Source organism: Xylophilus sp. GOD-11R, from assembly GCF_033546935.1.
Taxonomy (GTDB): Bacteria; Pseudomonadota; Gammaproteobacteria; order Burkholderiales; family Burkholderiaceae_C; genus Xylophilus.
This window is the reverse complement of the sequence record NZ_CP137854.1, coordinates 1051181-1064861: the sequence shown is the minus strand read 5'-3', so window position 1 is coordinate 1064861 and position 13681 is coordinate 1051181. Positions and strand designations below refer to the sequence as shown.

The following is a 13681-nucleotide window of genomic DNA, read 5'->3' as shown; positions in this document are numbered from 1 at the left end:
TCCGAAAAGTGTGACGGAGCCGCCATTGGGTCGACGCGGCAGCGCGCGCGCCGCGCATCTGCCGAAGACAGCGACAGCGCCCGGAAGCGCCGCGGCGGGGCAGTGCGAAACGATCCCGCGCCGCCGCAGGCGTGCGCGGGCAAGGTCAGGCCGGCCAGTCGAGCTGCCAGCCCAGCTGCTCGAACCCCTGCACGATGTCATCCTCGCCGAAGATGCTGGACGCCAGCGCGCGGCCGATCGTGTAGCGCAGTGCCGGCGGTGCGCCCGGCGCCGCCAGCGCCGTGATCTTGCGGAACTTGCTGTGGTGGCCCAGCAGGCGCTCCAGTCCCCGTCCCCGGTGCAGACCCCGGCCCGCATGCTCGATGGCGAATGCGCACGCCAGCGGCACCGGCGCGAAACGCAGCCCGGCGGCCTCCAGTGCAGCGCGCACCACCGTACACAACCACACGTCCTCCAGAACGATGTCGTGTGCCCACTGCAGGCGCGGGGGCCCTGCCGCCGGGTCGCAGGGCATGGGCGGCGGCACCTGGAACGCCAGGCCGAGTTCTCGCGGCATGCGCATCAGGCGCTGGCTGCGCAGCGAGAATCCGCCGTTGAGCACCGGCACCGCCGTGCTGCCAGATGCCGGTGGCTCGTCGTGGCACCAGGCAAAGCCGCGCTGATAGTGCGCCGGTGCCCGGCCGTCGTCCACCAGCGCCAGGTGCGTGGGCGCGCCGATGTAGTCGTAGTCGAAGAACGCGCTCTGCCAGTTGCGGCCGGACAGCACCCAGCCATCGTCCTGCACGACCAGGGCGAAGGCGGTGTCGATGAACTGGTGCAGCGCATACAGCATGAAGAGGCTGTATTCCATGTAGCCGAACGGTGCCACCGCCACGTGCCGCACCCAGCCCGGCAGATGCGGCGGCCGCTGCGGACTGATCAACAAGGCGGCGCTGCCGGGAAGCTCGCGCGCGCTGTGCTGCACCGCCAGCGCCGCGCCGGCTGCGGCCGGCTGCCAGCCGGTGACGCTGACCACCGTGAGGTCGCAGAAGCCCGGCATCGCCGTTCAGGCCCGGGCCGGCGCCAGCAACGCCAGCTTTTCGGCGAAGAAACGCTCGTACTCGCGCACCACGGCCATGTTCTCGAAGAGCACGCCGATGCGCGCTGCGATCTTCTCGCGCATGGCCCGCGCAAAATCCGCATCGTGGGCCAGGCGCAGCACCAGACGCACGTAGTCGTCGGCGTCGCGGGCGATCAGGTCGTGCATGTCCATGAAGCGGTACATGCCGGCGGTGTGCATGCCGCGCTGGAAGGCCCCCGGCAACGTCACCACCGGCGCATGGGCCGCCCAGGCTTCGAGCGTGGTGTTGTAGCCGTTGAAATGCAGCGTATCGAGTACCGCATCGCACACCGATTCCAGGTTCATCAGGTCGGGCATCGCCATGCCGGGCAGGCAGGTGATGCGATCGACCAGCGCCCCGATACGCGCCTGCAGCCGGCGCCGCACCACCGTGCTCCAGTGAGCCACCGGCGAACGCGTCAGCAGGAGGCGGGCACGCGGGTCGGCGCGCAGGATCTTTTCCACGATCGCGTCGAAGTCCGGGTGCAGCTTGAACACGTACTGCGGGCAGATGAAGAGATGCTCGTCGTCGGCGAACCCATAGTCCGCGCGCGTTTTCAGGCGTGCCGGCATCGGCGGGCGATAGTAATAGCTGAACTGCGGCACCTCGCGCAGCAGGTGCAGTTGTTCGCTGTAATGGTCGGCGGCGTCGGGCGGCTCGAGCGTGTCCACCGAAATCCACCAGTCCATCGTGGGGATGCCGTTGGTTTCCGGATGGCCGAAGTGGGTGCACTGCAGCGGCGCCAGGCGGGCATGGGCCAGCATCGCCTGGTAGGGGTTCATGCCGATGTCCACGTAGAACAGCGCGTCCAGCCGCGCGGCGGCCAGGGTTTCGCGGTCGCGGTGCAGGTCGCCGTCCAGGTCGATGACGCGGTCGGCCGCCGAGCGCATGGCTCGCGCCATGTCGTCGTCGCGTCGCGGCGGCAGGCAGACCAGCACCACCTCGAAACGGGCGCGGTCGAGCTTCTCCACGATGCCGCGGGTGGTGCGGCCGATGCTGTGGTTGAAGAACAGCGAGGACGCGATGCCCACCCGCATGCGGGGGCCGGGTCCGGCGTACTGCGCCACCCAGGGCGCCTCGTACACCAGTTGCGGCATCGACTTGCGTGCCAGCAACGCACCCTTGCGTTGCAGGTCGCGGTCGTTGCGACCGTGGTAGGCCAGGTAGAAAAAGCCGGGCGACAACAGCGCGGGCAGAGGCTCGTCGCTTGCCAGATAACGGTCGAGTCCGGCCTCCAGACGGGTGCGGATCGCATCGATGTGCGCCTGCGACTGCGGCAGGCAGGGAATGGCCAGATCGATCCGTGCACGCAGTTCGACCGATGGGGCCTCGCCGTGCAGCGTCTCCAGCAAGGCGATGCCCTGGTCGAATTCGCCCATCTCGCACAGCGCGTCGGCCAGGCGCTCCCGCGCCAGCCGGTGGCCAGGCGACAGGCGCAACAGCCGTTCGTAGACCTCGCAGGCGGCCTCCAGGCATTTGTGGTTCTGGTGCAGCGCGCCCAGGCGCAGCAGCAGTTCGACATCGTCCGGCGCCAGCGCCTCGGCGCGCGCATAGGCATGGGCCGCCGGTTCATGGCGCTGGTGCCGCTCGTAGACCGTCGCCAGGCCCAACCAGGACTTCGCCGTCGCCGCGCTGTTGTCCAGCACGCCGCGCAGCGCATCGGCCTGGGGAGACAGCACCGGCATGACCGCCAGCAGCGTCAGCGCGTTGTCCAGCGCCTGCGGGTGCACCGGGTCCAGCGCGAGCGCGCGCAGGTAGGCGGCGCAGGCTTCGTCCCAGTACTCGCGGCCCTGGGCCTGCAAAGTCAGCCCGAAGTGGTTGTGGTAGTTGGGCACCCGTGGATCGAGCGCGATCGCCATGGCCACCTGCTGCATGCCCTCGCGCGGATGGCCCATCTGGTGCAGCGCATAGCCCAGCAGGTTGTAGGCATCGCCCGATGGCGAAGGCCGCTGCACCAGGTGACGGTACATGCGCTCGGCCGTTGCCAGCTGACCTGCCCGATGCAGTTCGGCGGCCACGGCCAGGATGGTGGGCGGGTCGGGCGCCACCACCGCAGCGGATGTCGATCCGCAAGCGTGGCGATAGACGTCGGCGGCGATGTCCGGACTGCCTTCTCGCTGGAAGAACGCGGCGACCTGAAGGAACTGCGGAAGGGGGCTGGATGGATTCGGGCTCATCGCGTGGATAGGGTGAATTCAGGATTATCGAAAGATTACCCAGCCGCGCGCCATCGAATACGCGCAGCCGCCGGCGCCATTCGAACTATTGACTTTTCAATCGATTGAAAGGTCGCAATGCCGACGCCGAAATAACTAATTTCGGATCTGACGGAATCTGGGGCCAGCAAAAAGAAAGCATAAGTGCTCGCTCATCATCCAGGCGTTGCTCTGCCTCGATTTCCACCCGGGAACCTTTGGCCGGTTACTGCTTTTCAGATTTTCATTCGCGTCAGGATTTTCAGTGGGCCGAATCGAAAACAGCTGTGACTGCACCGCCTGCCGAGAAAGAGCGATTTAACTGCCAGCCCCGTCCGAGTCACACACACCCTCATCGAAATCAGCACCATGAACCAGAAACGTTACCGCCTCATCTTCAGCAAACGTTCCGGCATGCTGGTGCCGGTGGCCGAGGACCGCGCCGCCCAAATGGTGATTCGATCGCAGGAGGCAATATTCTCCTGACCGCTGCCGGAAACTTGAATATTACGGCATCCAACCTGGTCGCAGTCCAAAATGGCAGCGTTTCAATTTCAGCCAAAAATATAAACGTCAATACAACCCGAACCACCCGCCCGGCCGGTCTTCTGATAGGCGGCAATAATACCGGCGTGGTACTGGGCGACAAGGCAAGCGGCCCGTTCAGTCCAGGTAATGCCGTGATTTCGGACGGATTTTTGGAGGCGGCCGGTCGATCGGCCGGCAATGTCGTCATAACCACTGCCGTCGCCACCGCGATGAACGTCGGGGCAAGCGGCAATGCCACAACGGTCGGCAATCTTTCAGTGACCGCAAGCAAGGACATCGCGCTGGACCGAGCGGTCACCGGAAACAGCATCACCTTGAAGACCACCGGAAACATCACCGGCAACGCCGCAGTCACCGGCACACGCGACGTTCACCTCTCAGGCGCCGGCAACGTCCATACCGGCGCCGTCACCGGCAACGGCGCTGTCTCCCTATCGGGCAACGGCCTGCTGACCGTCGGCAACATCGCCAATGCGGGCACGGGCAACACCGCCGTGACCAACCTCGGCACAGGCAACACGGCGACCGGCGATCTGCGCGGCAGCGGGAACGTGAGAGTCGCAGGCAACGGTGCCGTCTCCACCGGCACCATCGTGGGCAACGGCACGGTGCAGGTCACAGGCGTCGGCAACGTCATCACCCGGGGCAATCTCGTCAACAACGGCGCCGGCAATATCGTTGCCGGCGTGGTTGCAGGCGGTGGCGACACGGTGGTTTCCGGCAAGGGCAACGTCCTCCTGGCGGGCCTTCAAGGCAATGGCACGGTCTCGGTGACCGGCAACGGCACGGTCGCCGGCGGCAATCTGGTCAACACGGGGAACGGCAACACCAGCGTGACCAACACCGGCAACGGCAACACCTCGGCCGGCAACATCCAGGCCCTGAGCAATGTGGCGGTGACTGGCAACAGCAACGTCGCCACCGGCAATATCGCCGGCAACGGCACGGTTGCGATCCGGGGCAACGGCGTCGTCACCAGCGGCAATGTGGTCAACACGGGCAACGGCAATACCGCCGTGGCCAACACCGGCACCGGCAACACCACCGCCGGCAACGTCGTCGGCAACGGCAACACCAGCGTGACCGGCGGCGGCAACGTCCATGCGGGCAACGTCAACGGCAAGGGCGGCGTGGTGGTCAACGGCAACGGCGACATCAGCGCCGGCACCGTCACCGGCACCGGCAACATGGCTGTCACGGGCAAGGGCAACGTCCTTCTGGCGGGCCTTCAAGGCAATGGCACGGTCTCGGTGACCGGCAACGGCACGGTGGCCGGCGGCAACCTGCTCAACACCGGGCCAGGCAACACCAGTGTGACGAATACCGGCAACGGCAACACCTCGGCCGGCAACATCCAGGCTCTGGGCAATGTGGCGGTGACTGGCAACAGCAACGTCGCCACCGGCAATATCGCCGGCAACGGCACGGTTGCGATCCGGGGCAACGGCACGGTGGCTGCGGGCAACGTGGTCAACGTGGGCAATGGCAATACCGCGGTAATCAACACCGGCAAGGGCAACACCCTGGCGGGTAATCTGTCGGGCAACGGGAACGCCACCATCACCGGCGGCGGCAACGTCTCCACCGGCGCCGTCGCGGGCAACGGTTCGGTCATCGTCGCGGGCAACGGCAGCGTGGTCAGCCATGGCAACGTGATCAACACCGGCAACGGCAATACGGTGGCCGGCGATGTGATCACCACCGGCAACACCCTCGTCTCGGGCCTGGGTAACGTGACGGCGGGCAATGTCAGTGGCAATGGCAACGTGGCGGTGACGGGCAATGGCGTCGTCACCAGCGGCAATGTGGTCAACACGGGCAACGGCAATACCGCCGTGACCAACACCGGCAACGGCAACACCTCGGCCGGCACCATCCAGGCCCTGGGCAATGTGGCGGTGACTGGCAACAGCAACGTCGCCACCGGCAATATCACCGGCAACGGCACGGTCGCGATCCGGGGCAACGGCACGGTGGCTGCGGGCAACGTGGTCAACGTGGGCAACGGCAACACCGCCGTGGCCAACACCGGCACCGGCAACACCACCGCCGGCAACGTCGTCGGCAACGGCAACACCAGCGTGACTGGCGGCGGCAACGTCCATGCGGGCAACGTCAACGGCAAGGGCGGCGTGGCGGTCAACGGCAACGGCGACATCACCGCCGGCACCGTCACCGGTACCGGCAACATGGCCGTCTCCGGCAAGGGCAACGTCATCCTGGCGGGCCTTCAAGGCAACGGCACGGTCTCGGTGACCGGCAACGGCACGGTGGCCGGCGGCAACCTGGTCAACACGGGGCCAGGCAATACCAGCGTGACCAACACCGGCAACGGCAACACCTCGGCCGGCAACATCCAGGCCCTGGGCAATGTGGCGGTGACTGGCAACAGCAACGTCGCCACCGGCAATATCGCCGGCAACGGCACGGTTGCGATCCGGGGCAACGGCGTCGTCACCAGCGGCAATGTGGTCAACACGGGCAACGGCAATACCGCCGTGGCCAACACCGGCACCGGCAACACCACCGCCGGCAACGTCGTCGGCAACGGCAACACCAGCGTGACCGGCGGCGGCAACGTCCATGCGGGCAACGTCAACGGCAAGGGCGGCGTGGTGGTCAACGGCAACGGCGACATCAGCGCCGGCACCGTCACCGGCACCGGCAACATGGCTGTCTCCGGCAAGGGCAACGTCCTCCTGGATGGATTGCAGGGCAACGGCACGGTCTCCGTCACCGGCAACGGCACAGTGGCCGGCGGCAACCTGGTCAACACGGGGAACGGCAACACCAGCGTGACCAACACCGGCAACGGCAACACCTCGGCCGGCAACATCCAGGCCCTGGGCAATGTGGCGGTGACTGGCAACAGCAACGTCGCCACCGGCAATATCGCCGGCAACGGCACGGTCGCGATCCGGGGCAACGGCGTCGTCACCAGCGGCAATGTGGTCAACGCGGGCAGTGGCAATACCGCGGTAATCAACACCGGCAAGGGCAACACCCTGGCGGGTAATCTGTCGGGCAACGGGAACGCCACCATCACCGGCGGCGGCAACGTCTCCACCGGCGCCGTCGCGGGCAACGGTTCGGTCATCGTCGCGGGCAACGGCAGCGTGGTCAGCCATGGCAACGTGATCAACACCGGCAACGGCAATACGGTGGCCGGCGATGTGATCACCACCGGCAACACCCTCGTCTCGGGCCTGGGTAACGTGACGGCGGGCAATGTCAGTGGCAATGGCAACGTGGCGGTGACGGGCAACGGCGTCGTCACCAGCGGCAACCTGGTCAACACGGGCAACGGCAATACCGCCGTGGCCAACACCGGCACCGGCAACACCACCGCCGGCAACGTCGTCGGCAACGGCAACACCAGCGTGACCGGCGGCGGCAACGTCCATGCGGGCAACGTCAACGGCAAGGGCGGCGTGGCGGTCAACGGCAACGGCGACATCACCGCCGGCACCGTCACCGGCACCGGCAACATGGCCGTCTCCGGCAAGGGCAACGTCATCCTGGCGGGTCTTCAAGGCAATGGCACGGTCGCGGTGACCGGCAACGGCACGGTGGCCGGCGGCAACCTGGTCAACACGGGGCCAGGCAATACCAGCGTGACCAACACCGGCAACGGCAACACCTCGGCCGGCAACATCCAGGCCCTGGGCAATGTGGCGGTGACTGGCAACAGCAACGTCGCCACCGGCAATATCGCCGGCAACGGCACGGTCGCGATCCGGGGCAACGGCGTCGTCACCAGCGGCAATGTGGTCAACGCGGGCAACGGCAATACCGCAGTGGCCAACACCGGCACCGGCAACACCACCACCGGCAACGTCGTCGGCAACGGCAACACCAGCGTGACCGGCGGCGGCAACGTCCATGCGGGCAACGTCAACGGCAAGGGCGGCGTGGTGGTCAACGGCAACGGCGACATCACCGCCGGCACCGTCACCGGCACCGGCAACATGGCTGTCTCCGGCAAGGGCAACGTCCTTCTGGATGGATTGCAGGGCAACGGCACGGTCTCCGTCACCGGCAACGGCACAGTGGCCGGCGGCAACCTGGTCAACACGGGGAACGGCAACACCAGCGTGACCAACACCGGCAACGGCAACACCTCGGCCGGCAACATCCAGGCTCTGGGCAATGTGACGGTGACTGGCAACAGCAACGTCGCCACCGGCAATATCGCCGGCAACGGCACGGTCGCGATCCGGGGCAACGGAGTCGTCACCAGCGGCAATGTGGTCAACGCGGGTAACGGCAATACCGCGGTAATCAACACCGGCAAGGGCAACACCCTGGCGGGTAATCTGTCGGGCAACGGGAACGCCACCATCACCGGCGGCGGCAACGTCTCCACCGGCGCCGTCGCGGGCAACGGTTCGGTCATCGTCGCGGGCAACGGCAGCGTGGTCAGCCATGGCAACGTGATCAACACCGGCAACGGCAATACGGTGGCCGGCGATGTGATCACCACCGGCAACACCCTCGTCTCGGGCCTGGGTAATGTGACGGCGGGCAATGTCAGTGGCAATGGCAGCGTGGCGGTGACGGGCAACGGCGTCGTCAGCAGCGGCAACGTGGTCAACACGGGCAACGGCAATACCGCCGTGACCAACACCGGCAACGGCAACACCTCGGCCGGCACCATCCAGGCCCTGGGCAATGTGGCGGTGACTGGCAACAGCAACGTCGCCACCGGCAATATCACCGGCAACGGCGCGGTCGCGATCCGGGGCAACGGCACGGTGGCTGCGGGCAACGTGGTCAACGTGGGCAACGGCAACACCGCCGTGGCCAACACCGGCACCGGCAACACCACCGCCGGCAACGTCGTCGGCAACGGCAACACCAGCGTGACAGGCGGCGGCAATGTCCATGCGGGCAACGTCAACGGCAAGGGCGGCGTGGTGGTCAACGGCAACGGCGACATCACCGCCGGCACCGTCACCGGCACCGGCAACATGGCTGTCACGGGCAAGGGCAACGTCCTTCTGGCGGGCCTTCAAGGCAATGGCACGGTCGCGGTGACCGGCAACGGCACGGTCGCCGGCGGCAACCTGCTCAACACCGGGCCAGGCAATACCAGTGTGACGAATACCGGCAACGGCAACACCTCGGCCGGCAACATCCAGGCCCTGGGCAATGTGGCGGTGACTGGCAACAGCAACGTCGCCACCGGCAATATCGCCGGCAACGGCACGGTCGCGATCCGGGGCAACGGCGTCGTCACCAGCGGCAACGTGGTCAACACGGGCAACGGCAATACCGCCGTGGCCAACACCGGCACCGGCAACACCACCACCGGCAACGTCGTCGGCAACGGCAACACCAGCGTGACTGGCGGCGGCAACGTCCATGCGGGCAACGTCAACGGCAAGGGCGGCGTGGTGGTCAACGGCAACGGCGACATCACCGCCGGCACCGTCACCGGCACCGGCAACATGGCTGTCTCCGGCAAGGGCAACGTCCTTCTGGCGGGCCTTCAAGGCAATGGCACGGTCGCGGTGACCGGCAACGGCACGGTCGCCGGCGGCAACCTGGTCAACACGGGGAACGGCAACACCAGCGTGACCAACACCGGCAACGGCAACACCTCGGCCGGCAACATCCAGGCGCTGGGCAATGTGGCGGTGACTGGCAACAGCAACGTCGCCACCGGCAATATCGCCGGCAACGGCACGGTTGCGATCCGGGGCAACGGCACGGTGGCTGCGGGCAATGTGGCCAACACAGGCAATGGCAATACCGCGGTAATCAACACCGGCAAGGGCAACACCCTGGCGGGTAATCTGTCGGGCAACGGGAACGCCACCATCACCGGCGGCGGCAACGTCTCCACCGGCGCCGTCGCGGGCAACGGTTCGGTCATCGTCGCGGGCAACGGCAGCGTGGTCAGCCATGGCAACGTGATCAACACCGGCAACGGCAATACGATGGCCGGCGATGTGATCACCACCGGCAACACCCTCGTCTCGGGCCTGGGTAACGTGACGGCGGGCAATGTCAGTGGCAATGGCAACGTGGCGGTGACGGGCAACGGCATCGTCACCAGCGGCAATGTGGTCAACGCCGGCAATGGCAACACCAGCGTGGTCAACCGAGGTAACGGCAACACCACCGCCGGCAACGTTGTCGGCAACGGCAATGCGGCTGTCACCGGCGGCGGTAACGTCAGCACCGGCAATCTCTCGGGCAACGGGAACGTCGCGGTGACCGGCAATGGCGTCGTCTCCGGAGGGAATGTGACCAACGCCGGAAACGGCAACACCGCCGTCGCCAACAACGGCAAAGGCAACACTTCGACAGGCAATGTCTCCGGAAACCGCAACACGGCTGTCACCGGGGGTGGCAACGTCAGCACCGGCAATGTTTCGGGCAACGGCAATGTGTCGGTGACCGGCAACGGCGTTGTGACCGGCGGCAACTTCATCAACGCAGGCAACGGCAACACCGGGGTCGTCAACAACGGCAACGGCAACACGTCCACGGGCAACATCGTCGGCAACGGCAATGCGGTCGTCACCGGCGGCGGCAACGTCAGCACCGGCAATCTCTCGGGCAACGGGAACGTCGCGGTGACCGGCAACGGCGTTGTCACCGGCGGCAACTTCATCAACGCAGGCAACGGCAACACCGGGGTCGTCAACAACGGCAACGGCAACACGTCCACGGGCAACATCGTCGGCAACGGCAATGCGGTCGTCACCGGCGGCGGCAACGTCAGTACCGGCAATCTCTCGGGCAACGGGAACGTCGCGGTGACCGGCAACGGCGTTGTCACCGGCGGCAACTTCATCAACGCAGGCAACGGCAACACCGGGGTCGTCAACAACGGCAACGGCAACACGTCCACGGGCAACATCGTCGGCAACGGCAATGCGGTCGTCACCGGCGGTGGCAACGTCAGCACCGGCAATCTCTCGGGCAACGGGAACGTCGCGGTGACCGGCAACGGCGTTGTCACCGGCGGCAACTTCATCAACGCAGGCAACGGCAACACCGGGGTCGTCAACAACGGCAACGGCAACACGTCCACGGGCAACATCGTCGGCAACGGCAATGCGGTCGTCACCGGGGGCGGCAACGTCAATACCGGCAATCTCTCGGGCAACGGCAACGTGTCGGTCATCGGCAACGGCGACGTCAGCGTGGGCGGCGGCAACGGTTCGGTGATCAACACCGGCAAGGGCGACACCACCGTCTCGGGCAACGGCAACGTGTTCGGCGGCACCGTGATCGGCGGTGGCAACGTGTTCGTGGTCAACAACGGCAACGGCCAGACCGATGCCCGCGCCAGCAGCACCGGCGGCGGCGAGGTCTACGTCACCCCCACGAGCAGCTTCGACCGCACCGTGCAGGGCCTGCTATCGCTCACGCCCGAGGAGGTCGCCCGGCTCGACCCCACCCACATCGCCGAGCTCGCCCGCTCCGGCATCCTCGAGGGGGCCATGCAGACGCTGTCGGGCACCGCCGCTGCGGCGTCCGCCCTGCGCACCGCAGCCCGCCTGGGCATCGACGACCTGCGCCGCCTGCAGGCCCGCGCCGCCGGTGATTTGCCGCCACAGACCTTCGTCGTTCAGCCGGGTGTGCCGCAGGGCGAAGTCAAGCTGCATTGAAACGTCGGCGGTTCAGGCCGCCGGCCGCGAGACGCCGGGCCTGAAAGATCGAATCAGCGGCTTTTCACCAAGCCGCCCTCCGCCGATCCTGCCAGCCCCCCCCCCCGGGCCACGGCCCGGCCTCCCGACCTCACCGGTGGCTGCATCCGCACAAGCAAAAAGCGAAAACCGCGGCCAGAGCACCTCGCGCGGCCCGATATCCCCGCCTGAATCACGGCCGGATCGATCGGGCAATGGCCCGGACGGCCAAATATTCGCGCAGCGAAGAAATGACCAACCAATCCGGCGCCGGCTCAGATTTACCGCCCGCAGGCAGCGCCGAAGTCCTGCGGTTATTTCGCCACTGCAACCCATCGCACCATTGACAAGCGCACAGCAATATCACGCGACGACCGAATGGATCCGGAATAACCAATTCGTGATCTGACACAAGCTCGCAAGGCCTCATTCATAAACCGAACAGATAACCATCATTCAAGCGGACCCGTAAATCGAACCTCATTATCCGGACCCGCCCAAAATGTCATCTCAATCCACTCTCGTCGTGCCGCCCGTTCGCCGGCCATCGTTTTCCCCGACCCGCCTGGGCTCGCTGCTGTGCAGCGCCGGCCTGATGCTGCTCGCACCCGGCACGGCGCCGGCCCAGGAAACCGACCGGGCGACTGCGCCAGCCCGCGTCTTCGAAATCCGCGGCTTCGACATCGTCGACGATGCCGGCCTGCTCGACGAGGGCCTGCGCCAGCAGATCCAGGCCGAATTCGACGCCGCCCGTGGCCATGACCGCGACGTGGCCGGCATCACCGCCGCGCGTCTGGCCGCCCAGGCCGCGGCCGACCGTGCCCGACCAGGGCGGCTGGTGGTGAACGTGCCCGAACAAACCCTCCAGGGTGGCCGTGTCCGCGTGGTGGTCGCCGCCACGCCGGGCGTGCGAGTCGGTCGCGTGGAGGCCTTGGGCGACAACGGTTTCGACGCGGCCAATGTCCGCACCTCCGTGCCGGCGCTCACCGAAGGTGTCGACCTCGACGCCGACGCCCTCGACCGCCAGCTTCGCCTGGGCGAACTCCACCCGTTCAAGCGCACCAACGTCACCTTCGGCCTGCAGCCCGACGGCACGCCGGTGGCCCTGGTCAAGGCCCAGGCCGAGCGCAGCCGCGTGGCCTACGCCACGCTCGACAACTACGGCCCGCGCGGCTCGCGCGAACGCGTAGGCGCAGGCTTCGTCGACGGCAACCTGACCAGCCGGGACGACGTGCTCTCGCTCAGCGCCACCATGGCCGACCCGCGCCGCTTCAAGGCCGTGGCCGCCAGCTACACCCTGCCCTTCTACCGCTACGGGCAGATGCTCGAACTGGCCGCCGCACGCTCGGAATCGGATTCGGCCAACACCGTCGACCTGTTCCACATCAACGGCACCGGCACCGCCGCATCGGCCCGCTGGCTCTACCTGCTGCCCCGCTGGAGCGACACCAACCTGCGCCTGACCGCCGGCTACCTCTACCACCGCGTGAAGAACAACGTCACCTTCCAGGCGTTGCCGCACACCGGCTCGCTGCTGCCCTCGGGCGCCACCGCGCCGCTGTCGCTCGGCGTAGAAGGCGACTGGCGCCCCGCCGGCCTGCCGGCGCTGGTCAAGGGTGCGCTCGGCGTATCGCGCAACTTCGCCGGCCAGTTGGGAAGCTCCAGTCGGCAGCAGCTCGACACCATCCGCCGTGGCGCGGGCAGCTTCACCCTCCTGGGCAGTCGCTTGCAGCTCGACAGCGAATTCACCCACGGCTGGCAGCTGCGCGCCGCCGCCCAGGGCCAGTACACCCGCGACGCCCTCACCGCGGCCGACCAGATGAACGTGTCCGGTCCTTACGCCGTGCGCGGGCTGCGGGACACCGGCCTGCTGGGCGACCGGGCGCTGGTGTTGAACCTCGAGGCGACCACGCCCCCCCTGGCGCAGTTTCACCAGGATGGCGCCACCGTACCCACCACCCTGCGTGGCTGGGGATTCGTCGACTGGGGCACCGCCCGGCGCAACCAGGCGTTGGTCGGCGAACTGGCCAAGGCCGATATCGCGTCCACCGGCGCGGGCTTGAAGATCGCCGGCAGCCGCGGAAATATCGATATCTATCTGGCGCGCCGAATTTCCGGGCTGCCGCACGACACGTCGAAATCACGGCATTCGCTCTGGTTCACCGCGCTGATGCGATTCTGAAATTCGCCGAAG

General features: G+C 67.0%; 5 protein-coding genes. 3 read left to right on the top strand and 2 right to left on the bottom strand.

Annotated features, from left to right (window positions below; translation table 11 throughout):
- Positions 1-145 precede the first annotated feature (145 nt).
- Positions 146-1039: a DUF5672 family protein gene (locus tag R9X41_RS04890; RefSeq protein ID WP_318633766.1), complete on the bottom strand. Its 894-nt coding sequence runs from the start codon at positions 1037-1039 to the stop codon at positions 146-148.
- Between the two features lie 6 nt (positions 1040-1045).
- Positions 1046-3277, bottom strand: coding sequence for an O-linked N-acetylglucosamine transferase family protein (locus R9X41_RS04885; protein WP_318633765.1), 2232 nt, complete (start codon positions 3275-3277; stop codon positions 1046-1048).
- A 387-nt stretch (positions 3278-3664) separates the two neighbouring features.
- Between R9X41_RS04885 and R9X41_RS04880 the strand changes: the two genes are divergently transcribed.
- From R9X41_RS04880 to R9X41_RS04870, 3 genes are all read left to right on the top strand, one after another.
- Positions 3665-3781: an ESPR-type extended signal peptide-containing protein gene (locus tag R9X41_RS04880; protein ID WP_318633764.1), complete on the top strand. Its 117-nt coding sequence runs from the start codon at positions 3665-3667 to the stop codon at positions 3779-3781.
- 320 nt (positions 3782-4101) lie between these two features.
- On the top strand, positions 4102-11469 hold the full coding sequence (locus R9X41_RS04875) for a hypothetical protein (protein ID WP_318633763.1): 7368 nt from the start codon (positions 4102-4104) through the stop codon (positions 11467-11469).
- Between the two features lie 520 nt (positions 11470-11989).
- A complete protein-coding gene (locus R9X41_RS04870; protein ID WP_318633762.1) occupies positions 11990-13669 on the top strand; it encodes a ShlB/FhaC/HecB family hemolysin secretion/activation protein in 1680 nt (559 codons plus the stop codon).
- Positions 13670-13681 lie beyond the last annotated feature (12 nt).

Coding starts and splice junctions, on each gene's coding strand:
- R9X41_RS04880 (WP_318633764.1), top strand. CDS start 3,665: ATGAACCAGAAACGTTACCGCCTCATCTTCAGCAAACGTTCCGGCATG.
- R9X41_RS04870 (WP_318633762.1), top strand. CDS start 11,990: ATGTCATCTCAATCCACTCTCGTCGTGCCGCCCGTTCGCCGGCCATCG.
- R9X41_RS04885 (WP_318633765.1), bottom strand. CDS start 3,277: ATGAGCCCGAATCCATCCAGCCCCCTTCCGCAGTTCCTTCAGGTCGCC.
- R9X41_RS04890 (WP_318633766.1), bottom strand. CDS start 1,039: ATGCCGGGCTTCTGCGACCTCACGGTGGTCAGCGTCACCGGCTGGCAG.